This window comes from Sphaerisporangium sp. NPDC051011 (assembly GCF_040653595.1).
Classification (GTDB): Bacteria; Actinomycetota; Actinomycetes; order Streptosporangiales; family Streptosporangiaceae; genus Sphaerisporangium.
Map to the genome: position 1 here is coordinate 276,500 of NZ_JBFAGG010000008.1, position 24,469 is coordinate 300,968.

The 24,469-nt window shown below is 70.3% G+C and carries 44 protein-coding genes; all 44 read left to right on the plus strand.

The window, feature by feature from the left end; all coding sequences use genetic code 11:
- Window positions 1-64: 64 nt before the first annotated feature.
- Window positions 65-406 carry a hypothetical protein gene (locus tag AB0H21_RS20610; RefSeq protein ID WP_358518664.1) on the plus strand — a complete coding sequence of 114 codons (342 nt, stop codon included), beginning with the start codon at window positions 65-67 and terminating at the stop codon, window positions 404-406.
- A 140-nt stretch (window positions 407-546) separates the two neighbouring features.
- Window positions 547-1,020 (plus strand): hypothetical protein, encoded by a 474-nt coding sequence (locus AB0H21_RS20615; protein ID WP_358518667.1) that lies wholly within the window; start codon window positions 547-549, stop codon window positions 1,018-1,020.
- On the plus strand, window positions 1,013-1,138 hold the full coding sequence (locus AB0H21_RS20620; RefSeq protein ID WP_358518669.1) for a hypothetical protein: 126 nt from the start codon (window positions 1,013-1,015) through the stop codon (window positions 1,136-1,138). The genes AB0H21_RS20615 and AB0H21_RS20620 overlap by 8 nt, the downstream gene beginning before the upstream one ends.
- Window positions 1,135-2,223, plus strand: a complete 1,089-nt coding sequence (locus tag AB0H21_RS20625) for a hypothetical protein (protein ID WP_358518671.1) — start codon at window positions 1,135-1,137, stop codon at window positions 2,221-2,223. Before AB0H21_RS20620 ends, AB0H21_RS20625 begins: the two co-directional genes overlap by 4 nt.
- Window positions 2,220-2,576: a hypothetical protein gene (locus tag AB0H21_RS20630; protein ID WP_358518673.1), complete on the plus strand. Its 357-nt coding sequence runs from the start codon at window positions 2,220-2,222 to the stop codon at window positions 2,574-2,576. Before AB0H21_RS20625 ends, AB0H21_RS20630 begins: the two co-directional genes overlap by 4 nt.
- Entirely contained in the window at window positions 2,569-3,045 is a 477-nt protein-coding gene (locus AB0H21_RS20635; RefSeq protein ID WP_358518676.1) for a hypothetical protein, read from the plus strand. Before AB0H21_RS20630 ends, AB0H21_RS20635 begins: the two co-directional genes overlap by 8 nt.
- On the plus strand, window positions 3,042-3,824 hold the full coding sequence (locus AB0H21_RS20640; RefSeq protein WP_358518678.1) for a hypothetical protein: 783 nt from the start codon (window positions 3,042-3,044) through the stop codon (window positions 3,822-3,824). The genes AB0H21_RS20635 and AB0H21_RS20640 overlap by 4 nt, the downstream gene beginning before the upstream one ends.
- Before the next feature lie 52 nt (window positions 3,825-3,876).
- On the plus strand, window positions 3,877-4,830 hold the full coding sequence (locus tag AB0H21_RS20645; protein WP_358518681.1) for a hypothetical protein: 954 nt from the start codon (window positions 3,877-3,879) through the stop codon (window positions 4,828-4,830).
- A 147-nt stretch (window positions 4,831-4,977) separates the two neighbouring features.
- Window positions 4,978-5,511, plus strand: coding sequence for a hypothetical protein (locus AB0H21_RS20650; RefSeq protein WP_358518683.1), 534 nt, complete (start codon window positions 4,978-4,980; stop codon window positions 5,509-5,511).
- Window positions 5,504-5,842, plus strand: coding sequence for a PadR family transcriptional regulator (locus tag AB0H21_RS20655; protein WP_358518685.1), 339 nt, complete (start codon window positions 5,504-5,506; stop codon window positions 5,840-5,842). Before AB0H21_RS20650 ends, AB0H21_RS20655 begins: the two co-directional genes overlap by 8 nt.
- Complete coding sequence (locus AB0H21_RS20660) at window positions 5,835-6,230, plus strand: DUF4326 domain-containing protein (RefSeq protein ID WP_358518688.1); 396 nt, start codon at window positions 5,835-5,837, stop codon at window positions 6,228-6,230. Before AB0H21_RS20655 ends, AB0H21_RS20660 begins: the two co-directional genes overlap by 8 nt.
- Window positions 6,227-6,505, plus strand: coding sequence for a hypothetical protein (locus tag AB0H21_RS20665; protein WP_358518691.1), 279 nt, complete (start codon window positions 6,227-6,229; stop codon window positions 6,503-6,505). Before AB0H21_RS20660 ends, AB0H21_RS20665 begins: the two co-directional genes overlap by 4 nt.
- 65 nt (window positions 6,506-6,570) lie before the next feature.
- A complete protein-coding gene (locus AB0H21_RS20670) occupies window positions 6,571-6,912 on the plus strand; it encodes a hypothetical protein (RefSeq protein ID WP_358518693.1) in 342 nt (113 codons plus the stop codon).
- A complete protein-coding gene (locus AB0H21_RS20675) occupies window positions 6,909-7,550 on the plus strand; it encodes a hypothetical protein (protein ID WP_358518695.1) in 642 nt (213 codons plus the stop codon). Before AB0H21_RS20670 ends, AB0H21_RS20675 begins: the two co-directional genes overlap by 4 nt.
- Window positions 7,547-7,729 (plus strand): hypothetical protein, encoded by a 183-nt coding sequence (locus tag AB0H21_RS20680; RefSeq protein WP_358518697.1) that lies wholly within the window; start codon window positions 7,547-7,549, stop codon window positions 7,727-7,729. The genes AB0H21_RS20675 and AB0H21_RS20680 overlap by 4 nt, the downstream gene beginning before the upstream one ends.
- Window positions 7,726-8,271, plus strand: coding sequence for a hypothetical protein (locus AB0H21_RS20685; protein WP_358518700.1), 546 nt, complete (start codon window positions 7,726-7,728; stop codon window positions 8,269-8,271). Before AB0H21_RS20680 ends, AB0H21_RS20685 begins: the two co-directional genes overlap by 4 nt.
- Before the next feature lie 62 nt (window positions 8,272-8,333).
- Entirely contained in the window at window positions 8,334-8,510 is a 177-nt protein-coding gene (locus tag AB0H21_RS20690; RefSeq protein ID WP_358518702.1) for a hypothetical protein, read from the plus strand.
- Window positions 8,507-8,893, plus strand: coding sequence for a hypothetical protein (locus AB0H21_RS20695; RefSeq protein ID WP_358518704.1), 387 nt, complete (start codon window positions 8,507-8,509; stop codon window positions 8,891-8,893). Before AB0H21_RS20690 ends, AB0H21_RS20695 begins: the two co-directional genes overlap by 4 nt.
- Complete coding sequence (locus AB0H21_RS20700) at window positions 8,886-9,137, plus strand: hypothetical protein (RefSeq protein ID WP_358518706.1); 252 nt, start codon at window positions 8,886-8,888, stop codon at window positions 9,135-9,137. Before AB0H21_RS20695 ends, AB0H21_RS20700 begins: the two co-directional genes overlap by 8 nt.
- Window positions 9,134-9,334, plus strand: coding sequence for a hypothetical protein (locus tag AB0H21_RS20705; protein WP_358518708.1), 201 nt, complete (start codon window positions 9,134-9,136; stop codon window positions 9,332-9,334). The genes AB0H21_RS20700 and AB0H21_RS20705 overlap by 4 nt, the downstream gene beginning before the upstream one ends.
- Before the next feature lie 435 nt (window positions 9,335-9,769).
- Window positions 9,770-10,282 (plus strand): hypothetical protein, encoded by a 513-nt coding sequence (locus tag AB0H21_RS20710; RefSeq protein WP_358518711.1) that lies wholly within the window; start codon window positions 9,770-9,772, stop codon window positions 10,280-10,282.
- A gap of 151 nt (window positions 10,283-10,433) precedes the next feature.
- Window positions 10,434-10,628: a hypothetical protein gene (locus AB0H21_RS20715; protein WP_358518714.1), complete on the plus strand. Its 195-nt coding sequence runs from the start codon at window positions 10,434-10,436 to the stop codon at window positions 10,626-10,628.
- Between the two features lie 68 nt (window positions 10,629-10,696).
- Window positions 10,697-11,215 (plus strand): hypothetical protein, encoded by a 519-nt coding sequence (locus tag AB0H21_RS20720; RefSeq protein ID WP_358518716.1) that lies wholly within the window; start codon window positions 10,697-10,699, stop codon window positions 11,213-11,215.
- A gap of 131 nt (window positions 11,216-11,346) precedes the next feature.
- Window positions 11,347-11,571, plus strand: coding sequence for a hypothetical protein (locus AB0H21_RS20725; protein ID WP_358518718.1), 225 nt, complete (start codon window positions 11,347-11,349; stop codon window positions 11,569-11,571).
- A gap of 83 nt (window positions 11,572-11,654) precedes the next feature.
- Entirely contained in the window at window positions 11,655-11,987 is a 333-nt protein-coding gene (locus AB0H21_RS20730; RefSeq protein ID WP_358518721.1) for a hypothetical protein, read from the plus strand.
- The gene (locus tag AB0H21_RS20735; RefSeq protein ID WP_358518723.1) at window positions 11,984-12,448 is read left to right on the plus strand and encodes a hypothetical protein; all 465 of its coding nucleotides are present in this window, start codon (window positions 11,984-11,986) and stop codon (window positions 12,446-12,448) included. The genes AB0H21_RS20730 and AB0H21_RS20735 overlap by 4 nt, the downstream gene beginning before the upstream one ends.
- Window positions 12,445-12,843, plus strand: coding sequence for a hypothetical protein (locus AB0H21_RS20740; RefSeq protein ID WP_358518725.1), 399 nt, complete (start codon window positions 12,445-12,447; stop codon window positions 12,841-12,843). Before AB0H21_RS20735 ends, AB0H21_RS20740 begins: the two co-directional genes overlap by 4 nt.
- Window positions 12,844-12,889: 46 nt before the next feature.
- Window positions 12,890-13,414: a hypothetical protein gene (locus AB0H21_RS20745; RefSeq protein ID WP_358518727.1), complete on the plus strand. Its 525-nt coding sequence runs from the start codon at window positions 12,890-12,892 to the stop codon at window positions 13,412-13,414.
- A 73-nt stretch (window positions 13,415-13,487) separates the two neighbouring features.
- Window positions 13,488-13,868, plus strand: coding sequence for a helix-turn-helix domain-containing protein (locus AB0H21_RS20750; protein ID WP_358518729.1), 381 nt, complete (start codon window positions 13,488-13,490; stop codon window positions 13,866-13,868).
- Window positions 13,869-13,994: 126 nt separating this feature from the next.
- Window positions 13,995-14,168 carry a hypothetical protein gene (locus AB0H21_RS20755; protein WP_358518732.1) on the plus strand — a complete coding sequence of 58 codons (174 nt, stop codon included), beginning with the start codon at window positions 13,995-13,997 and terminating at the stop codon, window positions 14,166-14,168.
- Window positions 14,169-14,229: 61 nt separating this feature from the next.
- A complete protein-coding gene (locus AB0H21_RS20760; protein ID WP_358518735.1) occupies window positions 14,230-14,424 on the plus strand; it encodes a hypothetical protein in 195 nt (64 codons plus the stop codon).
- 144 nt (window positions 14,425-14,568) lie between these two features.
- Window positions 14,569-14,832: a hypothetical protein gene (locus AB0H21_RS20765; RefSeq protein WP_358518737.1), complete on the plus strand. Its 264-nt coding sequence runs from the start codon at window positions 14,569-14,571 to the stop codon at window positions 14,830-14,832.
- Window positions 14,833-14,933: 101 nt separating this feature from the next.
- Window positions 14,934-16,454 carry a DNA polymerase III subunit beta gene (gene dnaN, locus AB0H21_RS20770; protein ID WP_358518740.1) on the plus strand — a complete coding sequence of 507 codons (1,521 nt, stop codon included), beginning with the start codon at window positions 14,934-14,936 and terminating at the stop codon, window positions 16,452-16,454.
- A 77-nt stretch (window positions 16,455-16,531) separates the two neighbouring features.
- Window positions 16,532-17,623: an N-6 DNA methylase gene (locus tag AB0H21_RS20775; protein WP_358518742.1), complete on the plus strand. Its 1,092-nt coding sequence runs from the start codon at window positions 16,532-16,534 to the stop codon at window positions 17,621-17,623.
- A gap of 166 nt (window positions 17,624-17,789) precedes the next feature.
- Window positions 17,790-18,845 carry a ParB/RepB/Spo0J family partition protein gene (locus AB0H21_RS20780; protein ID WP_358518745.1) on the plus strand — a complete coding sequence of 352 codons (1,056 nt, stop codon included), beginning with the start codon at window positions 17,790-17,792 and terminating at the stop codon, window positions 18,843-18,845.
- A gap of 66 nt (window positions 18,846-18,911) precedes the next feature.
- Window positions 18,912-19,241, plus strand: coding sequence for a hypothetical protein (locus AB0H21_RS20785; protein ID WP_358518748.1), 330 nt, complete (start codon window positions 18,912-18,914; stop codon window positions 19,239-19,241).
- Window positions 19,232-19,990 carry a hypothetical protein gene (locus tag AB0H21_RS20790; RefSeq protein WP_358518750.1) on the plus strand — a complete coding sequence of 253 codons (759 nt, stop codon included), beginning with the start codon at window positions 19,232-19,234 and terminating at the stop codon, window positions 19,988-19,990. Before AB0H21_RS20785 ends, AB0H21_RS20790 begins: the two co-directional genes overlap by 10 nt.
- Before the next feature lie 312 nt (window positions 19,991-20,302).
- On the plus strand, window positions 20,303-20,980 hold the full coding sequence (locus tag AB0H21_RS20795) for a hypothetical protein (RefSeq protein WP_358518757.1): 678 nt from the start codon (window positions 20,303-20,305) through the stop codon (window positions 20,978-20,980).
- 75 nt (window positions 20,981-21,055) lie between these two features.
- The gene (locus AB0H21_RS20800) at window positions 21,056-21,562 is read left to right on the plus strand and encodes a DUF6349 family protein (RefSeq protein WP_358518760.1); all 507 of its coding nucleotides are present in this window, start codon (window positions 21,056-21,058) and stop codon (window positions 21,560-21,562) included.
- Between the two features lie 17 nt (window positions 21,563-21,579).
- Window positions 21,580-22,179 (plus strand): hypothetical protein, encoded by a 600-nt coding sequence (locus AB0H21_RS20805; RefSeq protein ID WP_358518763.1) that lies wholly within the window; start codon window positions 21,580-21,582, stop codon window positions 22,177-22,179.
- 5 nt (window positions 22,180-22,184) lie between these two features.
- Complete coding sequence (locus AB0H21_RS20810; RefSeq protein WP_358518765.1) at window positions 22,185-22,838, plus strand: hypothetical protein; 654 nt, start codon at window positions 22,185-22,187, stop codon at window positions 22,836-22,838.
- On the plus strand, window positions 22,835-23,674 hold the full coding sequence (locus tag AB0H21_RS20815) for a hypothetical protein (RefSeq protein ID WP_358518768.1): 840 nt from the start codon (window positions 22,835-22,837) through the stop codon (window positions 23,672-23,674). Before AB0H21_RS20810 ends, AB0H21_RS20815 begins: the two co-directional genes overlap by 4 nt.
- A gap of 8 nt (window positions 23,675-23,682) precedes the next feature.
- Window positions 23,683-24,084 carry a hypothetical protein gene (locus tag AB0H21_RS20820; RefSeq protein WP_358518770.1) on the plus strand — a complete coding sequence of 134 codons (402 nt, stop codon included), beginning with the start codon at window positions 23,683-23,685 and terminating at the stop codon, window positions 24,082-24,084.
- Between the two features lie 94 nt (window positions 24,085-24,178).
- Window positions 24,179-24,418 carry a hypothetical protein gene (locus AB0H21_RS20825; protein WP_358518772.1) on the plus strand — a complete coding sequence of 80 codons (240 nt, stop codon included), beginning with the start codon at window positions 24,179-24,181 and terminating at the stop codon, window positions 24,416-24,418.
- The last annotated feature ends 51 nt before the right edge of the window (window positions 24,419-24,469 follow it).

A 24,469-nucleotide genomic window follows, 5' to 3' on the forward strand; every position in this document is an offset into this window, starting at 1 on the left:
AAACACATGTTCGAGGAAAGCGGGCGGATCAGGGACTTCGTCACGCCCGCGTACGGAGGCCACCGTGATCCCTAACCACTACGAGCTGACGCCATGCGAGCACGGGTGCGGGGTACGTGTGCTCATCACCATCACCGACCACGGCCGCCGCCTGGCGGTCAACCCGCACCCGGACCCGGCGGGCAACACCGCGATCTGGCGGGCCGCCCCGGGCGGCTGGCGCTCCCGCGCCCTGCACGGGGAGGACGCGATGCCCGTGCAGCAGTACGAGGAGCGCGTCGTCCCGCACGTGGCCACCTCCCCGGACTGCTCCCCGCGGCAGCGGCAGGCGCCGCTGCCCGGCCTGACCCTCTACATCCCTCGCCCGCGCCGCCGGACCAGGCTCCCGCGACGCGACCGCCGCTGAAGAAGGAACCATGCCCACCTCTCCCGTCCGGATCGGCCCGGCCCGCATGCTGGGCGCGCTGCTCGCCGACCTCCTCCACCGGTGCCGACGCGCCGCCCCTGCCCCCCGACGCCGAGCTCAGGCAGATCGTCGCCGCCGCCGTGGCCACCGTGTGCGGGCCGCGAGCCGAGGTCGCGCCGTCACCCGACGACGTCGTGATCTACCCGTGGGTCTGCCCCGTGTGCGACGGCGACGGCCAGGCGGCCGGTCTGCCGACCTGTCCCGAGTGCGGCGGCCGCGGCGCCCTGACCGCCGAGATCGGCCGTATCTGGGCCGATGCCGGCGCCGAACTGCGCCCCACGCCGACGCCCCCCGCCGTCATGGGTAAGGCCTGCGGGAGCTGCGCGTTCCGCCCGGGTGCACCCGAGGAAGACGCGCAACCGCCGCTGGACAAGGCGTTCTTCTGTCACACCGGCATGCCCGTCGTGGACGGCTCGTACGCGCCCGTCGCGTGGGCCAAGGGCATGCCCCTGGGGGCCATGGTCTGCGCCGGGTGGTGGGCCGCCGTCAACGACCGCCGCCTCCCGGACGCGCCGTACCGCCCGGCCCGCGACGGATGGGGCGAACATGCCTGAGATCACCAAATACGGCACCGACACCTACCGGTGGTGGCACGCCGGCGCCCAGGCCGAGACCGCCGCCCGCGATGCCGCAGCCGCGCGCACCACCCTCACCCGAAAGGACCGACCATGATCGCCCCCCGCTTCGACGACACCACCGAGGCCATCGCCACCCCCGAAATCGAACGCCGGCGCATCGCCGCAGACCTCGAGGCCCGCGCCCGCGCCATCGAGGACACCAACGGCAGTCACGGCGACTGGCTCGCCCAGCGCCTCTACACCGAGCTGCCCACCCTGCCGATCGGCGGCGCCGTCCAGGCCGACCCCCGCACCATCGCCGTCCTCGCCTACCGGGAGATCGCCTCCCTCATCACCGCCGAAATCAACGCCGGACGATCAAGCTCCGATGCCCCCACGCGGACCCCAGAGACCCCCCAGGCGCCCGAAGACCCGCACCCCGGTACGACGCTGCCCCCCGAGGCCACAGAGACGATCACAGCGGCACACCGCGACCAACTGATCGCCGCCGACCTGAACGCCCGCGCCTGGTGCCAGCACCTCGCCGAAGACCTCGCCCGCCACCTCAACACCAGCCCCCACCCCGACGCCGCCACCTGGTCCGAAGTCCTCGCCTGGTACGCCAAGCGCATCAAGGGCGGCCACCTGTCCATCCTCATGCACGCCGACTTCGAGCGCCGCTTCGGCGGACCGGTGGCCTGGACGTCGCTGAATAGCGCGACGACCGGCACCGACCCCAGCGAGTTCGCCGCCGCGGTCTGGTGCGCCCTCGCCGACGCCGGACACACCGCCGCCATCGACTCCCCCACCGGCGACGGCTACGAGATCGAACCCCTGCCCGGACCGCCGCTCGCCATCCTCGTCACCGTGGTCCACAGCCTCCCCCTCACCTTCACCGAGCAACGCAAGATCCTCGAACGCTGGGGCAACGCGCTCCAAGCCGCCGGCTACCACGTCCTCCCCATCACCACCGACGTGACCCCGAACGGGCTGTACGTGACCCGGCCCACCAGCGAGGGCGACGGCACCGACGTCCTCGCCAACGCCAGATACTTGGCCACCGCCTGGCGCGGCGCCGCCATGCAGCACGGGAACACGGCCGACAGGCACCAGCACGCCATCTGGCGCACAGTCGGCCACGTCTGCGCGAGCTTCCTCGCCACCCTCAACGGCGCCGACCCCAAGGCCCTCCTCCCATGACCCCGACGCCACGCCACGTCGAGCTCCTCATCTCGCCGCTCCCGCTCGCTGTGCCCTGCCGTGCCTGCTCCGTCTGCGCCGGCCGCGTCCCAGGCGCCGAGTGCGTCAACGCCGACCCGGCCCGCCACCACGAAGCCGCCCAGGTCGCCCTCGCCAACATCCAGCACCTCGCCCACGCGTGGCGCGACGACGCCACCCAGCGCGCCGCCGCAGCCACCAACCCGGCCGAGCGCCTCGCCTGGCTCACGGTCACCAAGACCTGCCAGGACATCCTCGCGGCGTACACCGCCGCTCCCCATCCGCACGAGGACCGACCCGCCAACGGTAGGCAGACCGGAGGCGACGGTGAGTGACAGCGTCGTGCACATCACCGGCCTGAACGTCCAGGTCGGCGCTCAGCTCCGCCAGCGCTGCGCGTGGTGCGGCGCGGTCTTGATTGACTACGCCCTCGACCGGATCGCCGTCCCCGAGGGGCAGGACCCGCAGCCCGCGGTGTGGCCTGTGGGTGCGCTGGTGGAGGTCGACGGTCCTGGGTCATGGATCCGGCCCCACGTCGATGGCGCGCAGCTGCCGCTGAACGCGTGCGCCCAGATCGACCACGAGGTGACAGGCGCAACCATGAGCCCGGAGACGGCGATGGCTGACATCGCATACGACCCCGGCAAGCACGACCCCTCGCCCACCCTGGACGTCCACGGGGTGGCGCTACAGGAGATCGACCGGGTCGTGGGCAACTTGGAGACGCTCAACAACTCCGAGACCGCGCGCATCCGGGGGGTCCTGTCCGCCGCCCTCGACCAGCCCCAGGAGCCGCAGCCGTGACGACCCCCATGGGACGTGACGACCTGATGCGTCAGGCCGGCGCCGTGTGGTGCGACACCCACGCGCGGTGGGAGTGCTCGAAGAACTCCAAGCGCCGCGCGTCCCGCTGTCACGCGTTCGCGATCCGCGGGACGAAAGCGTGCGTGAACCACTCCGGCGTGCCGGTCGAGGTCGCGAAGGCGAAGGGCGAGGCTGCCATGTCGGCGTGGCGCGCGGCGCCGGGGCAGATGACGGTCGCGCCGGCGGAAGCGGTGATGGCGATGCTGCAGATGTCGGTGCTGCGCGCCGAGCTGTACGCCTCGCTGCTGGAGCGGCAGTTCACGAAGGCCCAGGAGGACGAGGACTCGGGTGGCTTCGGCGACCCGGAGCTCGGGGACGGCCGGGGCCTGGTCGGGCACACGCGCGGCGCGGCCAAGGACGTCGGCGTCTACGTGTCGGGCGAGGCCGCGCGGGCGCTCACGTTACTCGAGGGCCAGGAGCGCGACCGGGTCGTCAGGTACGCCAAGGCCGCGCACGACATGGGGATCGCGGACCGGCAGGTCAAGCTCGCCGAGCAGCAGGGCGCGATGCTGGCCGAGGTGATCCGGCGCACCGCGGACGCTCTGCTAGCGGCGGTCCTCGCGCTGCTGCCGGAGCTGACGCACCGGGAGTCCGTCGACGCCGTGGTGGTGGAGCGGTTCGCGCGCGTGGTGGACGCCGCGGTGCGCGCGGCGTGGCCGGGCTGGCTGCAGACGATCGTGCCGCGCGAGATCGCGGCGGTCGCCGGGACGGAACCGTGATGGCCCTGCGAAACCCTGCGGAAAGCCTTACATCAGCAACAGATGAGGGAGCATGACCGACCAGCCCACACACGAGCACGGCACCGGCGACGACGACCCGATCGAGTGCACGGCCGAGGCCGCCCAGGGCCAGGCCGACGAGGTCGCACGGCAGCAGTTACGCCAGCGGTACGCCGAAGCGCTCGCCGCGGTTTTCACCTGGGAGGGGTTCAACTACGCGCACAAGCCGTACGGCGACAGGCCCGCGCCAAACCTGAGCGATCTGGCCGGCGCGAGCATGGGGCGCTTCTCCGTGACCGGGGACGGGCACGTCGAAATGGAGCGAGTGACTTGCGGTAAGGCGGCCGAGGTGTGCGCGGCCGTACGCGACGACGAGCTCGCCGCCCTCCGCTCCGAACTCCGCGCCATGAAGATCGGCAGGCGCGACCTGCACCATGCGGCCGACAGTGCTGCCGCTTACGGGGAAGTCCAGCACCGCCGCGCCGAGCGGGCTGAGATTGCCCTCGCCAGGGGCCGGGCCCTAGCCGAGGAGTTGGCCTCCTTCGCCCCTGCCGGCCAGAGAGGGCTCATCACGCCAGACGTTGCGACTGGCGACGCAGGTCGCGCCTTTCTCGCCGCTCTGGACGTCCCCGCCGACGGCGAGCAGCCCCCGATCCCGCAACTGAGGAAGGCGACACCCATGCCCACGATGTTCCGTAAGAAGCCCGTAACCGTCGAAGCCGTCCAGTGGACCGGGGCCAACACCGAGGCGGTCAAGGCCTTCGTAGGGCAGCGCGACACCGGCGAGTGCCGGTTCCTGCTCCCCGAGGAGATCACGGGGGTATGGGAGGACGCCCACGTCTACGACGAACTGCACAACACGTGGGTCACGGTGTACGTCGGCCAGTGGGTCGTCAAGGGCGTGAAAGGCGAGTTCTACCCCATCGCTTGGGACGTGCTCGCCGAGACGTACGAGCCGACTCCCGCCCCGCAGGCCGACGGCGAGCAGACCGGAGGCGGCTCATGACCTGGTGGCGCTGCCCCAGCACCCCGCCCTGTCCGCACCCTGGGGTGCTGCACGACATCGAAGACCTCGAAGACCTGGCCCCTCGCCGCTGCGTCGAGGGTTGCCTGTGTGGGGCTTCGTCGCAGAGAGAGCAGACCGGAGGCGGCAATGAGTGAGTTCCCGCTGTGCGACAAAGACGACCCACGCGTCCCGGTCGTGCTCGGCATCCTGCGTAAAAGCCAGTTCATGGGCGGCAACTTCACCCTCGACTCCCGCCGGATCCTCGCCGCGCTCGACAGGGCGTTCCCGCCGGGCAAAGTCCTGGCCGCCATCGACGGCCAGGAGCAGGCCGGGATCCTCCCGGCCGAACGCCCAGACAGGCCTGCGCACGTGATCGAGGCAGTCCAACGGGCGTTCATGCCCGATGCTCCGGCCGTCTCCGAGGGGCAGACCGGGGGCGGCATCCTGGTGATCGCCTCCACCACCCCTGAGGCAGCCGCGTACGCTGATCGTCACACTCCCGGGGCGAAGGCCGTGGGCGTGGGGACCCCGCTCGGCGGCCGCCCGTTCCGGGCGGTTGTCATCGCGCCACACGTCGACCAGACCGATGACCGCCTCTGGGAGTGGCTGCGCGACTGCGTCCTGTGTCGGCTGGCCCCCGGTGGAACGCTCACCTGGCACATAGGCGGCAGCCGTGGCTAGCAGCGTCGCGCAGCGTGCCTCTCGGCTCGGCCCGTTGCGGTTGACCCGGCCCACCGCCGCCGTACTGGCCGCGCTGCTCGCCGACCCGACGCGCGAGCTGTACGGCCTGCAGCTGATGGCGAGCACAGGCCTGGACAGCGGGACTCTGTACCCGATGCTCCGTCGGCTGGAGAGCCGCGGCTGGCTCACCTCCCGCCTGGAAGACCTCGATCCCCGCGAGGAGGGCCGGCCGAGGCGCTGCTACTTCCGGCTGACACCTGACGGCGCCGAGCAGGCCCGCGCGCGGCTCAGCTCTGCCGCCACGTCCCGCCGGGCGGGCCCCGATGCCTGAGAGGATCCAGCTTGCAGAGGGACAGTGCCTGCCCGAGGGTGCCGTGTTCGTCGATGTACCGTCCAAGTGGGCCAGCCCCATCCGCATCACACCTGAGCCTGGTGGGCGCCATGTCCCCGTCATGTACCGCGTGCATGGCAGCCCCATGAACCGCAACGGCGGCCCGGCCTACGCGCTCATCGAGACGGCACGGTACTTCGCGGTGAAGTTCTTCGAGTGGGACCTGCGCAACAAGCGCTACGGCGAGGCGTACCCGTCCCTGGACGACATCCGGCGCGAGCTCGCCGGCCGGGACCTGGCGTGCGGGTGCGCGCTGCCGGAGCCGCGCCAGCCCGACCTGTGCCACGGCCAGGTCCTGATGGAGATCGCCGCCGAGGTGTCGTGTTGAGCGCCCTCGCCGTGGTGCGCCAGTTGGCCAGCGTCGTCGTCGCTCCGTCCAGCAGCAGCGATGTGATGCTGCTCAAGCTCGTCTTCTGGGCCGGGCTGCTGGGATCCGCCGCACGCGTTGTTGCTGCTGCGTTGGATTGGGACCGGGCGGCGAACGCGCTCCCTAGCCTGTTCGACGTGCTGTGGGTGTACTGGCTGCTCGACACCACGCGGCAGCGGGACCAGGCCCGCGCAGAACTCGCACAGCACCGCCTCGAGGGGCCCCGAGATGCCTGAACGGACGTTTCAATCCAGTGAGCAGGTCGTGGCCACCGGTGGCGAAGCGACGAAAGGATGACCTTATGCACGACTCCGAAAAGCCGACCGACACGGCGCAGCGGGACGGGTGGTTGGACGAGCTGCGCCCGGAGCTGGTCCGCGCCGCAGTCGACCTCGGCATGGATGAGCGGACCGTTGGGGAGCAGCTCGACGACCTCAACGCTCACGGCGCGGAGAGCCCGCACACCGAGATGTTCCTGCGGCTGGCCGCGTCGCTGCCCGCCCTCAGCCCGGCGCTTCAGCCCGCCCTCGACCGGCTCGATGATGTTCCCCACTCCGACGCGCGCCGTATCGCGATCGCCCAGATCTTCCACACCACCGCACCAGCCGTTGCCCAGCTGGTGCGCGCGGGGCGGCAGACATGACGCGCGACCCTGACGAGACCTTGGCCGCGATCGACGACGTCATCGCCTGGTACGGCAGTGACGACGCCATGGAGTGGACCGCCGAGGAGCCCAAGCGACGCTACTCGCGTCTCGCCCCGATCCAGGATTATGCCGAGGCGGTCGAGCGCTTCAGCGAATCGCTCGGCTTGCGGCGCTTCGTCGAGCAGGTGAACGGAATGACGGCTGCCGGGTTGGTCGCGCTGCCCCCTCCGCCGCAGGTGCGTGTCGACCCCGAGGCGGCGCGCAGGGCGTTTGAGGGCGTCGCCGCTGCCATGCGGGAGACCAGCGAGGCGATGCGCCCGGTCGCCGAGTCGATAGCGCATGGTTTCTCCGCGTGGGCGCGATCCCCCGCTGTGCAGCAGCTGATCGCCTTCGCGAACAGCCCAGAGGGCCGAGCGCTGATCGAGGCGCACCAGCGCGGTGAGACTGAGCTGCTCCGGTCATGCAACTGCCTGTGCGTCGGCCGCCACGGCGACCGGATGGGCATCTGCGAGGGAGAGGCCGCCGGCACCCGCCGGTACGAGTCGCCGAGCGTCGGCGTGATCGACGTGGCCATGTGCGCCCCCTGCCTCGATGCTGGTGTGCGCCCATCACCGCAGAGGACGATGGAGGTATGAGCACCGAGGCGCAGCTCCGCGACGCGCACATGGTCATCGCCGCGATTCTCCACATGGCCGGCGGCCGCGTCGTCATCCCCGCAGAGGTGCTGGAACGGGTTGGGCAGCGACGGCCGTTGATGCAGGCCGACACCGCGCCTGGCGGCTCGGTGACCTACACCCTGGAACCCGAGGCATGACGGCCCTGAACGTGGAGCCGGTCGCCAACGCGCTGCGGCGGCTCGGCCGCCAGATCCCCGCCACAGCCGACGCCCTCCGGCTGCTGGCCCGCGTCCGGCCGCTCGGTCCGCACCGCGAGCTCAGGTTCGGGAAGCTCACCCCGAAGCGCGCCGCCGAGTTGCTCCCGGTCGGCACCCCGGTCCGGCACTACTTCCTGGACCTGGCCGGCACGGTGGCGCCGCGCGCCGACGGCGTCGTGTACCGGCCGGACGTCTCGGGTTGGTGCACGGTGCACGTGCAGTGGGAGGACGGCCGGAGCTTCGGCGTCGCCCCGCGCGAGCTGGTCGTGGCCAACCGTCAACGACGGAACGTGATGTTGCCGAGAATCCCGGGAGATGACGTGAGTTACCTCGAAGCGGACAGGACTTACCAGGGCTTCGGCGTGGATGGGCTTGTCCTGTGCAGCGCCTGTGGGGTGGCCGTCGTAGACGGCTGGCAGCCGGAGCACACCCGGTTCCACGAGGCGCTCATCGCGCTAATCCCATCCAATCCAGCCCCCTGAACTGGCTACCTCACGCTGTCCGCCCTGTTCGGGTGGTGGCCGCGAACGAGAGGGGAAGCATCGTGACCATCAGCACCAACGTGGCCAGCACCGCCACCGACCCCAAGACCGGCATGACCCTCGACGAACTCGCCGCATTCGTCCAGGAGGCCATGCGCGCCGGAGTCCCCGGCGACCGGCCGGTGAAGGTGGTCGCCAATATGCGCGGCGGCATCAAGAAGGTCGAGACCCGAGCATGAGCGGTCTACCGCCCGCCTCGGCCACGGTGGACGACATCCCTCTCTGGGACCTGAACCAAGACGGCCGGCCGTGCCCATTCACCGAAGACGACCAATGGTTCGAATCGTGGGACGAGCTACGTGACAACGCCGACGAGTACGACAACGACCTGAACGTGATCATCTGGTGGGACTGGTACCCGCCTGACGACGACCGTCCGTGTGACAGCCTCACGCTCATGGTGGCCATGCCGAATCGGGAACGCGTCTACCCGTGGTCCGCGCCCGTGCGCCGCGAACAGGAGCCCGAGATCCGTGAGTGGCTGCGGCAGCGTCTTGGTCGACTCATCGGCTACTGGCAGCTCGACCCGAGGCGAGCGGAAGGGGTGGGTGCACGTGGCTGATCAGGAACCCGACTGGGTCAAGGCGTTCGCCGAGGCCGGCGCCAAGCTCGGGGAGGGCCTGAAGCAGACAGGGCGGATTCTGTCGGCGCAGGGCGCGATGGGGTGGGCGTTCCGCGGCGACCTCGACCAGCTGTCCGCCGTACTGGCCGTGCTGCCGGCCGAGCAGGTGCGGGAGATCTCGGCTGCGGCTGCGCTCCTGACGTCTGCGGCCGACGACGTGCTCAGGGAGAGGCCGGTCCAATGAGCATCAGCATCGTGCTGGCCGTCCTGGCGATCGCGGTCAACGCGGCGACGCTCGTCATGATGGCTGCCTGGCGGCGACGCATGGAGCCGAAGCAGCGCCAGGCCGAAGCGTCCGCCGCCTCAGCACGGCGCGATGCGGACCGCGCCCAGGACATCCTTCGTCGGATGCGTGAACGCGTAACCTCAGGTGTATTTTGACCTCGTACGTTCGTGTTTGGCGAGCGGGCGCCAGGGTTGATCGCCTGGCGTTGCCCGAACGGCAGGACCCTTAACGGTGGCGAAGCTGCAGACGAGCTGCCCGCGAGACCTGGCCCGCGAACTGCCGGGGGGATGGGCTCCCCTGGGTGCCCCTCGTGGCCAGCGCACTGCGGCGACGACTGGAAGTGAGCTTCAGGAGATCCGCGACGGCGTCCGCTGATTCCGGAAGATCACGCCCCCGCCCGGCCCTAAGGTTGTGCCACCATGACTTCCCCGGCGCCCTACGACGTCCTCCCATGCCCACGCGGAGACGTCATCCTCATCCCCCGCAGCCTCCTCGGCATCCGGCTCACCTGGGCCCAGCAACTCACGCTCAGCGAGGTCCTTCAGCGGCGCGCCTTTGATGTCTTGTCCATAGTGTGCGATGCTCAGGCCATGAGCGCCGATAAGCAGGTCAAGACCCTGCACCAGGTGCGCGCGGCTCATGCGCGGATCGCGGAGAAGGTACAGGCCGAGCGGGACGCCGTCGCGGAGGCACGCGCGGCCGGCGTCAGGTGGCGGCTGATCGCCGACGCGGTGGAGATGGCGCAGTCCAACGCCAGCCGCAAGTTCGGGAAGCTCCCGTTCCGTACCGAGGCAAGCCCGAAGGACGAGAGCGTCGCTCTGCGTAAGCTGGAGCGGGCCCACCAGGCGATCTTTGACGCTGAGCTCGACGAGATCAAAGCGATCGCCGCGGCCCGAGACGCCGGTGTCACGTGGCAGTTGATCGCCGATGAGATCGGGATGGATCAGCCCAACGCGATCGTGAAGTATCTGCCGTACCTGGAGGAGACCAGGAGCGTGGCGGTGCAGCCGAGCGCCGCCGAGCGGCTGCAGCTACAGCGGTCGCGGAAACTCGGCGCCCGCAAGACGGCCGCTGACGAGCCGGAGCAGCCAGCGGAGTCCTGATCGGCCGAAGTCGAGGGCGCGCACCGTACGGTGCGCGCCCTTTCGCGTATTTTCGCAGGTCAACAGGGCTGTCACCCTGTACGGACACAATCACAGTGGACTATGATGAAGATATAGAAATTCGCGCTTCTCTCCCCGAAAGGACACTGCGATGAACATCGAGATCAAGGCCGAAGGTCACTGGCGAGGCGAGTCGGTCTACGTGAACGACGAGCTGCGCGGCTACGTCCGCCAGGGCGACCACCAGGGCCAGCAACGCTGGTTCGCCTACTCGAGCGCCCTGCGCTCCCCCCTGAGCTACCCGGCACGCACCAAGAAGGCCGCGGCCGCCGAGCTGGCCCGCTGACCACCGACCGATCCCAGGGGCGCGCACCTGAGATGCGCGCCCCTGCCAACCCTCGAACGGAGAGCGCCATGCCCTACAAGACCAAGACTGCCCGGTACGAGCGCGCACTGCCCCTGCTGACCACGGCCCGCGACGACGTCAGGAAGGCGCTCGCCGAGGCCCACCCGGCCGGCGGCTGCCTCCCGATCCCGCCGATCGAGGTGCCCGCCGCCGACGCCGTCAGGGAGGCGGTCGACGCGATGTGCGAGTCGCTGTGGGTCCAGAACGGTGCGCACCGCCACCCCGACTGGGTGACCGCACGCACCGCCTGCACGCACATGCTGGAGCAGCAGGTCCTCAACGTGTACGAACTCCTGGTGGAGTGGTACCGAAAGCTGATCGACCTCCACTACTACGTCGACAACATCCGGAGCTGGTCGGACTGGGGGCGCCTGAAGCGCCGGCACTCCCTGGACTGCCGGGTGCGCGTCGTGGCCGAGTTCCCCGGGGCGGTGGCGAGCGCGGGCGGGCCCTTGACCGGCCGGGAGCTGGACAGGCTGAACCGGCAGCTGCGGGAGAAGGTGTGGGTCGAAGTCCGACCGAGCTGAACCGGTGGTGAGCCCGGGTGGCCGGCCGTATTTCTGCTGGTCACCCGGGCCTTTCCCCTGCACGGCAAAGATCCAGTTTACTATGATGAAGATATAACCGATTGTGTCACCTACCCCGGAAGGAAGCCCAAATGCTCGGGATCGAAACCGTCAGCCTCCGCGCCCGCAAGCTCAAGAACGGCGACTACCTGGACATCCACGACGCGGAGATCGCCGACATCAACCCGACCACCGACCCGTGGCTGCCCGAGGAGGCCCTCGACATCCTCTTGGGCAACGGCGAGACCGTGCAGCACATGCCGCACGACTTCGTCCGCGTCACCGGCGACGTCCGCGAGCTCGCCTCGCGCGCCTAGTCGGCGGGCGGGCGCTGGAGCCCGGAGTCCAGCGCCCGCCGGTCACCAGGGACGCACCCGACCAGCCCAGAAAGGTAGTGCTGATGAGCGCCCCCATCACCCTCGACATGCGTATCCCCAACGGCGCCGACGGATGGACGCTCGCCGAGGCCGTCGAGGACCTGAAGAAGCGTGGGATGACCGGCCTGCTCGAGGACGATCTGGACAAGATCAGCGAGGCGGTGTTCCAGTTCGCCCGGGCCGTCCGGCGGGGCGAGAGCCCGACCATCGGCCAGGTCCTCGCGGCGTACTACGAGGCGAGGACTGCGGAGCTGGAGAAGGCGTACTGGGAGGACGACGCGATCACGAAGGGCCAGTACCGGTATCGGACGGGCGTCATCAAGCGGCTCGTGTTCCGCAGCGGGAACGTACGGTGAGCGCGCGCATCGTCCTGTCCTGCGCGGACCACCCGGGCATGACGGCATGTGACGACGACCGCTCCTTCGAGGGCGTGGAGATGGTCACGGCGGCCCGGGCCCTGCTGGCCGCGATCGACCCGCAGGCGGCCGCGGCTAAGGTCGCCTACGTCGTGGTGCACTGCGAGGTCGACGGCTGCCACACCTACACCTGGGTCAAGGCGGCCGGCTCCATCACGGAAGCCCGGATCATGCTGTCCAGCCACAACCGCGGCTGGTACCTCGCGCGCCGCGCCGGCGGCCGTGTCGTGGACGGGTGCCAGTGGCACCTCGGCTCATGCTGCGTGCACCACGCGGAACGGCTGTGGCGGGGCCGCCCCTGCCCGACCCTCGACCCGGCGGCGATCCTGCCCGGAGAGGCTGGGTTCCCTGGCCAGGCCACCGACGCTCAGCTCGACCTGTTCGCCCTGGGGACATCATGACCGTCCTGCCGCCTGGCCTCACCAACGAGCAGGTGGCCGGCAGGTTCATCCGCTACGGCCGGAACTCGCTCTTCGCCGGGATCATGGAGGTCGTCTACATGGCCGCCCGATTCGAGGCGGCGCTGGGATCACCCCTGGCCGTGTGCGAGGACACCGACGACTTCGCCGTCTCCTACGTCCTGGTCACGCACGCCGCCCGCGACGCGACGGAAGTGGCGGGCATGCGCAAGCTGATCGCCGCCGTGGTGAAGCGGTTCGCGTACGCCGATCCGTTCGTCGACGGCGAGGACGAGGACCCTGACGGATCCCGATCCCGCGCGGTGACTGGGCTGCTGATCCGGCATGCCGTGGAGGTCAACCGCGCGCAGGACGAGCCGGTGGATGAAGAGCACTGACCCGCCGCCACCGGCCCTACCCCACCACATCGAGAAGGAGCTGATTGTGATCACATCCGAGCGCATCGTCGGCGAGCACACCGAGACCGAGATCGCGGGGTTCCTGGACAGGCACGTAAGGAACGGGGAAGCCGAGATGACGGACTTCGTGGTCCGCACCCGGGACACCGCCTGGATCGCCCGCCGCAACGGCGTCGTCGGTGATGACGGCAGGGTGACCGTGCAGGTCCCCGCGGCCGAGGTCGAGCGGTTCCCGTTCGCCGGCCGCCAGTGGCTGCGGCACTACTTCGGTGACTGCCCGAAGGACGCGCCCAGCTCCTGGCTCGTGTGCGCTGCTGCGCTGGAGGACGGCCAGGACGTCGCCGACGTGGTCGAGGTGGTCGCGGACCCCGAGGTCGGCGTGCTCATCCCGGGCACCAAGAGGCGGGAGCTCGGCGAGTTGCTGGCGGCCTGGGACGCGGCCGCCGGCGATCCGAGCGGTGACGGGGAGCACGACGCGGGGCACGCGCTGGCGGAGGCCGTGCGTGAGCTGCTCGGACGCGCCGATTTCCCTGATCACTCGCGGCGCTGACCTGTTCATTCTCATACACAGTTTGCTATGATGAAGATATAGACACTCCGATTCCAGTCACCTGAGAGGCGAGATGAACGCCGAGATCAACATCACCACCCGCGAGGCGGCCGCCGCGCTCGGCGTCTCCCTCCGCACCGCGCAGCGCTGGGCCCAGCGCGGCAAGCTGACCGCCGTCAAGGCCGGCGGCCGCTGGTCGATCACCTTGGCCACCGACCTGCGCGACTGGAAGGCGGCCCAGGTCGACAAAGCGCGCGAGCTGATCGAGCAGGGCGGGATCCTCCCCAGCCGGAGGCGGCCGGGGATCTACACGGCGGTCAGCTCAGACGGCTCGGCCACGTACCTCGTCCACGAGGCCGCGTGCACGTGCCCGGCCGGGATGAAGCAGCGCGCGTGCTACCACCGCGCGGCGGTCGCCATCCTGTCCGCGGCCGCCACCCGGCGCGCCGCCTGAACGCACGGGAAGGCCGGGCGGCCATATTTCCCCAGGTCAAACGACTAAAGCCTCTGTACGGCAAGATCAAAGTATACTATGATGAAGATATAAGAACTGATCCACTACCCATCCAAGGAGCCCGCCATGCGCGCCCACATCAACACCGACCGCTACGTGGCCAGCCACGCCAAGCAGCCGCTAGGCCAGGGCGCCTGGATCTTCGAGAACAAGGCCACCAAGGACCAGGTCGAGCGGACCGGCATGTACGGCCAGGTGACCCGCCAGCTCCCCGAGAGCTACTGGTACCTCCTCCCCTAGCCCGCCCGGCGGCCGCCCATCGGGGCGGCCGCCATCCCTTATCCCCGAAGGAGAGAGTCCCTTGAAGGAAGTCGCCACCGTGGTCGCCACCGTGGACCTGAACGGCGTTTCACCCGACGCGCTGAAGGCGCTGATGCGCGGGTCCCTCGTGGCCCTCGGCGTCGAGTTCGTCCCCTCCGGGTGGGCGCCGGACCCGGACACCATCGCCGACCTCGTGGAGGCCGACCGGCTCCACGTGATCGACCTCAACGCGTAACCGGTCGCTGGTCCGCGGCTCGGTTGGTCGCCTTCTTCATCAGCGTTTTCCCAGGTCAAACGGCAAAAACCACTGTACGGCATGGGCATAATCTACTATGATGAAGATATAAGAAATTCACCCACCAACCACCAAGGAGACAGCGTGGACATCACCGAGGACCGCAACAGCGACCAGGTCTTCACCCTCGCCCCATCCCAGCCGATGAAGAGAATCCTGGTCGGCCAAAAGCCCGAGGGACGCGTCGAGGTGAGCGTCGGCGACTACACCTACACGGTGGCGATCGACGACACGACCCTCGCCTGCATCGTCTACCGGGAGGGATTCGGCCGCGTCGAGTTCGCGGTCATCAGCGCCACCTCTGAGCAGGACAAGCCGCTGCGCGAGCAGTGGAAGCTCATCCGCTGATTTTCACTGAGGCGGCGGCGGGGGCCGCCGCCTCTCCCCCCTCGGGGCCCGCGCAAGGGCGGGCCCCGCACCCCTTTTCTGATCCCCTGGAGGAGATCAACATGTCGCGCACCAACAGCAGGCCGGCGGCCAAGGCCAGGCGCACGGCCACACCGAAGGCGGAGAGCACCAAGCCGTCGGCCGAGCCCGAGGTGTCACCGGAGACCGAGGCGGCCAGCGCACCGGAGGTGGCAGCGGAGACCGCCCCCGCGGCCAAGCCGCAGACGGAGGCCGCCCCTGCGGTCGAGACCGAGGCGGCACCCGACACCGAGGCGGTGCCCGAGGACGGGCCCGAGGCCGAAACCGAGCCCCAGCAGGAAGAGGCACCCGCACCCGAGACGCCAACCGAGGCCGCGGAATCCCCCGAGCCGGAAACCGAACACCAGGCGGATATCGAGCCGGAGACCGACCCGGCCGCCGAGCCGCTGCCGGGCACGCAGGTCGAGCCGCCCGCCCCGGTGAAGGCCCGGTTCATCGCCGAGCGCAGCCCGTTCGCCGCGGCGGTGGCGTTCGCCGCCAGGTCGCTGCCGACGCGGCCCTCCGTCCCGGTCCTCGCCGGGATCCGCCTCGACCTGGCCGACGGCCAGGTGAGGCTGTCCTCGTTCGACTACGAGGTGTCGGCCGAGGCGACCATCGACGTCGACTCCCGCGACACCGCGACGGTGCTCGTCCCCGGGCGGCGGCTCGCCGAGCTCGCCAACGCGCTGCCCCCGCACCCGGTCGACGTGAGGATCAACGGCGTCAAGGTGGTCGTGAAATGCGGCGAGGCACGGTTCACGCTGACGACCATGCCGGTGGAGGACTACCCGGCCCTGCCGGAGATGCCGCCGGTGTGCGGGCACGTCGACGGGGAGGTGTTCGCCGCCGCGGTGGCCCAAGCCGCCATCGCGGCGGGCAAGGACGACACGCTGCCGATGCTAACGGGCGTTCACACCGAGGTCGGCGACCGCGCGATCACGATGGCGGCGACCGACCGGTACCGGCTCACCGTGCGCGACCTGCCGTGGCAGGCGGCGTCGCCCGGGTTCGCCACGACGGCGATGATCCCGGCGAAGGTGCTGACCGCCGCCGCCAAGACGTTCGAGTCCGTGGAGCGCGTGGAGGTCGGCTTCGCCGAGGGGGAGCACGGCCGGCTGCTGGGCCTGTCCGGCGGCGGCCGCCGCACCACGGCCCGCCTCCTGGACCCGGAGTTCCCGAACTACCGGGCGCTGCTGCCCACCGACTTCACCGCGCACGCCGACATCTCGGTCCGGCCGTTCGTGGAAGCGGTCAAGAGGGTCGTCCTGATGGCCGACCGCAACGCCCCGGTGCGGCTGTCCTTCACCGAGGGCCAGGTGTCGATCGCAGCCTCCGGCGATGACTCCGAGGGCGTCGAGGTGGTGCCGGTCGAGTGGACCGGGCAGCCGACCGTGATCGCGTTCAACCCCGTTTACCTGCTGGAAGGGCTGGCCGCGGCCGAGTTGCCGAAGGTGCGGCTGAAGGTGACCGACCCGCACCACCCGGCGATCCTCGCCGGGCTCATCGGCAAGGGCGAATCGCCGGGCTGGCTGTACCTGATCATGCCGATCCGGCTGTCCAACTGACCCCCGTAGCAGAACGTCGATCCGCTGGCCCCGCCTCGTGCGGGGCCAGCTCCATTTCAGCCGAGAGGAAGAACAAGATGGCGAAACCGCCACGCACTCAGGGGCAACTCGATCTGTTCGCCCAACACGTGCTTCCCGCTCAGGGGACGCTCCCGGCGCCGACGCCCGCCACGACGACGCGGGTGTCCCCGCTCGCGACCGCGGCCAAGGCCACACCCCCACAGCCGACGGTCTCGGCGCTGGCCGACGGCGACCGCAGGACCAGAACGTTGCGGAAGTCGGCGAGCGACATCGCCGAGATAGCCGCCGAGACGTGGCACCGCCAGCACGCCGTCGCCGGCGACGGCATCGCGATCGCCATGGGCATCGTCGCCGGGCTGACGCTGCTGCGGAAGACGAGCCGTGACGGAGTGGACACCGCGACGTTCCTCCTGGACCTCGACCCGCCGACCCTCCTGGAGTTCCATCGGCGCATCTGGGCGTACACGTGGATCCGCCACCCCTACCTCATCGACTGCGCCAGGGCGATCCACGACTGGCTCAACGAGGACACCGACCCACCGGCAAAGATCGTCAGCGCGGTCCACGCGGTCACGCACGCCGTGATCCGCGCTGGGCTGCTGGACATCACCGGCGACCCCGACCCGGCACTCCGCTGCGACGCCGATGTCCTGGGGCTGTTCCTCACACGGTTGCGGTCGCAGGGGGCCGGCGCGGCGCTGGCCGAGATCCACACTCCCCCCGACGTCGCCAATCTGCTGACCTCGATCCTCAATGCGGCGGCCAAGCTCACGATCGAACCGGGACAGCCCAAGCCGGGCGGGTGGCTCGACGAACCGGCTGCGGGGACGGGCGGGATGTTCCGCGCGGCGGCGATGGTGATGCGCGAGCAGGGGACGAACCCGCACGATTTCGGTTGGTCGATGACGGACCTGGACCCGATCGCCGCGGCGGCCTGCGCGGTGAACGCCTTGGTCTGGGATCTCGGGCCATCGGTGCTGGTGTGGTGTGGCGACACACTGGCCGAGGGCGACGGGCCGGCCCGGGCCTGGGAACGACGCAAGGCGGTGCTGGAGCACCACGACCACATGATGAGCATCGCCTCCATGACGGCCGCAGTGAGGCAGACCCAGATCCTGCTCAGCCGGTTCGAGCGCGAGGTGGCGTAGGGCGGCGGGGGCGCGAGCCCGCCGGTAACGGGCTCGCGCCTCCCGGATTCTACGGCTCGGCGTATTTCTGCAGGTCAATCCGCGAAAACCTCTGTACGCCAAGATCCCAGTTTACTATGATGAAGATATAAGAACTTGCCCCACCAACCCCCACACGGAGGACAGCATGACCACCAACGCCACCCCGGCCGCCACCAAGAAGATCGTCGCCAAGAACCTCCCCACCGGCCAGATCGACCGGGACCCCAACCAGCCGCGCGAGCACTTCGACCAGACCAAGCTGGAGGAACTGGCCAGCTCGATGAAGGCGCTCGGCCAGCTGCAGCCGATCGCCGTCCGCCCCACCGGCGCCGACGAGAAGGGCCGCCAGCGGTACACGATCATCATGGGTGAGCGCCGCTGGCGCGCCGCCCAGATCGCGGGCCTGACCGAGATGAAGACCCTCATCCACTACGGCATCGAGGACGGCGACCCGCAGACCCTCGCCAAGGCCGTCGCCGAGAACGTGTCGCGCGCCGACATGACCCCCATCGAGGAGGCCAAGGGCTTCCAGCGGCTGACCGACCTCGGCTACACCATCGCCGACATCGCCTCCATGTGCGGCAAATCCGAGGCGTACATCGGCTGGCGGATCGACCTGCTGAAGCTGGAGCTGCCGCTGCAGGAAGCGCTGATGAAGGAGCACATCCCGGTCGGGCTGGCCTGGTTCGTCGCGAACCTGTCCGGCGACAACCAGAAGAGGTTCCTGACCCGGTACGTGCGCGGCGACTTCGCCAGCGCCCGCGACGCCGAGGCGTTCGCCCGGGCGTGCGCGGCCGAGGAGGAGCGGCTCGCCAAGCAGGGAAGCCTGTTCGTCCTCGCCGAGGACGCCCCCCGAGCGGCCGGCGGGGGCGGGCAGGAGGTCCTCCTGGACATGCCGGTCGAGGAGCGCGACCGCATCGCGGCCGACCGGAAGAAGCTGGTCGGCAAGATCGAGGGCCTGGACAAGGCAGGGGAGATCCTGTCGGAGATCGCCGCGATGGACGCGGGCGAGCTGGCCCTGCTCCTGGCCGGCGCGCAGGGCGGGCTCGGCGCCCAGAAGCTGCGCATCGACCACCTGAAGGACGTCGCGGGCAAGGCGGCGAAGAAGCTGCGCGAGGCCCAGGCCGCCGCGACCGTGCGCGCCAGCGCCTTGCAGGTCTCCCCCGACGCGGTTCCCACCACCGGCGAGCCCGCCGCCTGACACCCGCCTGAGGGCCTGCGGCCATCCCCTGGCCGCAGGCCCCTACCCGCACAGAGGAGAAAACGCATGATCGGCAGACTCACCACCGACGCCTTGGGCCCCACCTACCTGGAGGTCGAGGGCCACTACTCCGTAAACGCGGAGGGACGCGTGACAGCGGCCCGGTTCAACGAGGCCAACGCGCAGCGCATCGTCGACATGGCGAACCACGAGGCCGCGCAGTCCTGCTTCTGGCACCAGGGGATGCGGTTCACGCCGGACGGCGCCGCAGTCGAGAGCTACGAGGGCGGCGCCGTCACCGAGTCCTACGAGCGCGACGAGGACGGCATGTATCCGATCGGGGACACGTGGGGTTGGGAAGTGGCCGGCGAGAGCGAGGCCGACCGATGCAGATGATCCAGCGGACCGTCCGCTGCTACCGCGTCGAGTACGTCGGCTGCGCCTGGACCCTGCCCGCGGACCTGATCGGCAAGGCCCGCGTGGCGAGCATACTGGCCGCCGCCCGCGAGTGGGGCCTCCCGATCACGCTCACCGTGAAGACCCGGGCGGAAACCGTGCGCGCCTGCTTGTGGTGCCGGGCCCGGCCCCGCGCGTGGGCCTGGGACGGCGAGGGACGGTTCGAGCGCATCGAGTGCGACCACCCGCAGTGCGTGGCCGCGCGCCGCGCCGCCGGCGACGGCGAGATCGCCCCTCCCTCCTACGTGGCCGCGAGGTCGGTCCTGCGCCGGTCCCGCCGCGCGGCCTCACCGGCGGCCAGGCCGCTCACAGCGATTCTCAGCCCCGATCGGCCCCCGCCCCTTCCCATCACCCCAGACCGTCGCAACGAGGAGGTCACAGCCGTGATCAGCGAGTCCCCCAACCGGCTCGTCCCGGCGTCGCACGTCAAGCCCGGAGTGTGGGTGCGGCCACCGGCGCCGTCCCCGCTGGCCTACCAGCTCGGCGACCAGCGGGTGCTGTGCGCCGGCGGGTGCCTGCCCCATGACCGGGCGCAGGAGATGGCCGACGCCTGCGAGCACGTCGGGGACGTGCAGCCGTGGACGGTGCACCTGGCCGTGGACGACGAGGACCTGCGGTGCGACGGGTGCGGCGCGGTGCTGGCCCAGGCGCCGCGGCTGCCCGACGACGAGGAGCCGGCCGCGGGCTGAGCGGCCGATTTCAGGCGTTCTACCTGCGGAAACATCTGTACGGGCATAGACACATCCTGCTATGATGAAGATATAGAAATTCGAGTTTCCAATCTGACCAGGGAGCGTCAAATGCACCACTGCCAGGCCTGCGGCGAGAAAGAGAACCCCACTTCCGCCAACGAGGGTTACAGCCCCTGCTGCAACCAGCGGCTGGTCGACGACTGCGACTACTGCTGGCACAACTAGGCCCCCGGCCAACCCCCGTACACCCGGCCCCGGCGACCCGCCGGGGCCGGCCCACGACCCGACCACCAACGAAAGGAACCAACCATGCCCGCCATCCGCACCCGCGCCATCGTGATCACCTTGCCCGTCCGCCGCTGGGAGGCGCTGCAGGACGGTCTGGCCCATGGAGAGCTGAGCCTGAGCTCGGACGGCTGGTGCGACGCCTGCGACCGCTACGAGTACGACCTGTGCACCTGCAGCGACAAGCTCGGTCGCGCCATGTACTTCCACCAGCTCGGCGAGGAGATCGGCCGGGAGCTCACCCGCACCAGTGGCCGCCTCACGCTGATCCTCACCGCCGAGGAGTGCTGCACAGTGGTCGAAGCGCTGCACGAGGGCGCCCGCTACCTGGTCGCCCTGCCCGGCTTCGACTGCCTGAACCTCGGCGCCCCGCGGCTGTGCGACGACTGCGCCGCGATCCCCCGCCAGGCGGCGGCGCTGCGCACGCTGGCCGCCCGCGTCGACCGCCGGGTCCGCCAGCCGCACGCCCGCCCCAACCGGCCCGGCGTGGCGGCGTTCCTCGCCGCCAAGCAGGAAGAGCTGGACGAGCACGTCCAGGCGGCGGGCGCCGACCTGGGCGACATGACCCGCACCACCCCCGCGAGCGCGGAGGACTGGGAGTGGTTCTACGACATGCTCGCCGACCGCAAGCAGCTCGCCGCGCAGCTGACCCGGCGGCCGCGCCGCCCGGCCGGCAGCCGCGCCCGCACCGGCCACCGCTGACCAGCCCCGCCGGGTGGGCGGCCGCCGCAGGCCGCCCACCCGGCACCCGACCACGACACGAAGGAGACGAACACCGTGACCGCCACCGAATGGAACACCTGGGACGCGCGCCCCGACCCGGCGCCCGAGATGTCCCGCACATGCCGGGTCTATGTCCAGTACCGGAGCGTCAAGAACGGCGAACCCGCCGAGCCCACCGTCGCCAACCCCGACCGCCGCCTGCGGTACCAGTCGCAGTGCGGCGGCTGCGGCCACCAGGGGCCGGAGCGGTCGAGCGAGAACACGGCGGCCGAGGACGGCTGCGACCACGCCTACCCGGGCTGGCGGGACATGCCCGTCATGGAGCACCGGCCGCACGAGGACAAGAAGGCGATTGCCCGGTGGGAGAAGGAGGCCCGCGCGGCGTACCCGGCCGGCTGGTTCGACCGGCAGGGCCCGGTGCGCGAGTACCGGACGCCGGGCGGCACCCGGCACGTGCCGGGCATGGGGCCCGGCGGCGGCTACTGCATGGCCGTCCTGCGCACCCCGCCGCCCAAGCCCCGGACCCCCACCCGCGCCGTCCAGCAGCCCCTGTTCGGCTGATCAGGAAGGAATCAGGCATGACAACCAGCGGCGGCGTCACCGCCCTGTTCGACCCCGACCGTACCCCACCGATCAACGCTCTGACCCAGATCACCGCCGACTGCGCGGCCGCGGGCGGCACGCCCACCGACGTCCTGCACGCAATCGCCTGGGCGGTGACCGCGCGGGCCGGCTGGAACGACGCACGGCACACGATGACCCTCAGCGGCGTCCTCGACAAGGCGACCTTCATCTTCGACTGCGTCGCCTACGAGCACCAGCGGAACACCGGGATCGAGCCCTACCCGGACGACACAGGGCTGGACGACCTGACCGCCGAGCACCGACCCGACTTCTTCCTGCTGGTCGTCGCCCTGAGCAGCGACGGCCCAGCGGACGCCGAGCGGGACGTCCGCGAGTCAGCGCGCGCCAGGCTGGACGACGCCTACTCCTGGGCGACGGAGCACGGCACGTCCGTCGTCTCGGCGATGTGCATCGCGGCCGAGGAACTCGCGCTCGAGGAGACCAGCCCCGCCCAGAGCTCGCCGACGCCGAGCGGCGAACCCTGCTCATCCGACCCGCCACAGTCGCTGCCCACCGCGGCAGCACCCGCCATCCACCACACACCAACGGAGTGACACCCATGACCACCCCGATCCCCCCAGGACGCTCACAGGTGATCGTCGACAGGCCGGACCTGACGCACGACTACCGCGACTACGAGGACGCGCTCAGCTTCTACGCCTGGCGCGGCGGCTATGCCGTGTGGGAAGGCGATGCCTGGCTGCACGACCTGGACAAGAAGAACCCGCTCCAGTACCGGGTGCATCTGCCTGAGCACCAGCGGCTGATGGCCGCAGCCGTCGAGTACTTCCCCGGGTCGGACTACGCGCTGCACCTGATCCCCGCTGGGCAGGGTCTGCCCCGCCCCCAGGACGACCAGTGGGTCATCTACGCCCCCGGCCGAGCCTCCGAATCGACCGTATACGCCACCGAGCGGGCGGCCCGACGGGCGTTGTACGCGATAGTCGCCCACGAGGTGCTGGCCACCATCCCCTGGTGGGCCAACGACGATGACGCGTCCCTCGATGACGAGGCGGTCAGCGTCCTGGTCCACGTGGTGGCGCGCAACTCCGAGCGGGTCGTCGGGTTCGGCGGGATCACCTCCTACTACACGGGCAATCGCGTCGTGTTCGGCCTGATCGGCAGCGAGCCGTTCGCCGTCAACCTCGAAGGTCAGGACGACGACGGTCAGGCCCGCGAGATCCTCGCCGAGCGGCTGGGAGCGCACCGGTGAAGATCCTGCCTGATGTGCTGGGGGTCCTGACCGACCCCCGCACGGTCATCGAGCGTGACCGGATCTACATCCCCTTCGAGCTCGACAACCGGCTGTACGAGCGCGTGAACAGGACCCTGAGGGAGGCCGGCGGCCGGTGGGACGGCCGCCGGGCGGTGCGCGCGCACGTCTTCCCACGCGACATCGAGTCGTTCATGGCGGACGCGATCGCGGCCGGAGAGTTCCCGAGCCGGTACGACACCGGGTGGTACCCGACCCCGCCCGCCGTGGTGGAACAGGTCCTCACCCTCGCGGGCATCAGCGAAAAGTACCCGGGCAAGACCACGCTGGAGCCATCGGCCGGGATCGGGTCGATCGCCGGCCCGGCCGTCGCGCGCGGCGCCGTCGTCGACGTCGTCGAGCTCGACGAGCATCGCGCCTCGGTGCTGGACGGCCATGGCGTCTACCGGCGTGTCGTGCAGGGCGACTTCCTGAGCATCGCCCCGTTGTCCTACGGCGAAGGATTCGCGCGGGTCGTGATGAACCCACCGTTTTCCGACGCCCTGAGTCACGTCTCGCACGCGCTCGCATTCCTTGGGGACGACGGCGTTCTGGTGTCGGTGCTGCCCGAATGGGTCAACTGGATGTCCAGCCGCGCGTGCGTGGAGTTCCGCGCGCTGCTGAAGAAGCACGACGGCGAGATCATCCCCCTGCCTCAGTCGTCGTTCCGCGACGCGGGGACCAACGTCAACACGGTCCTGGCCGTCGTGTCGACCGGACCCGGCCACACGATCCGTAACCACAGCTGGCACGCCCGCCAGCCGAAGCAACTCGACCTGTTCGGAAGTGCCGCATGACCGCCCCGATGAGCGAGGAAACCGCGGTGTGGATCCGGGGGAACGCCTGGCCCGAGTGGCGGCGTTGGCCCGGCCGTGAACCCGACCTGCGCTGCCCATGCGAGTGGACTCCGCATTGCGAGCGGGGCGGCGATCACGAGACATGCCGCCGCCTGGTGCTGATCCCGCACTGCGAGACGTACATCATGCCGCTGGGGGGCGGCTGGCCGCCCGTCAACCTCCCCGAGCACGAGCGGATGGAGCACCCCACGATGACCGTGTTCGGACCGCGGCGGACGACGGCCTCTCAGGTGTGGCTGGCCGACCGCGCGTGCCGCTATCTGTGCGGGTGCTCCTGTCACGTGCGCCAGCTCGACCTGTTCAGCGTAGACGAGCCCGCTGGCGGAAAGAGCACCCCGCAAAAGCCCTGACCTGCAAAAACGCGCTTCAACCTCTGCACGCACAAATGGACAGCTTGCTATGATGAAGATATAAGAAGTCGACCGTTCCCCACTGGAGGAAGCCATGAGCGCATACGCCACCGAGCTCGCCACCTGGCGCGAGATCACCGCCCGACTTGAGGCAGAGAACGGCCCCCTCCCGGGCAGCTACCGAGCCGAGATCGCCGCCGCGGAAGCCGCCAAGGCAGCCGAAGCGGACGCGCTCGACGACAAGGCCCACGCGCAGGGCTGGGGCATCAAGGACCCCGCCCGCGCGGAGGCCGCCCGCCAGCGCGCGGAGGCCCGCCGCCGCGACCTGATCTGACCCCCACCCTCCGCCCCCGGGGCACCTGCCCCGGGGGCACATGAATACATG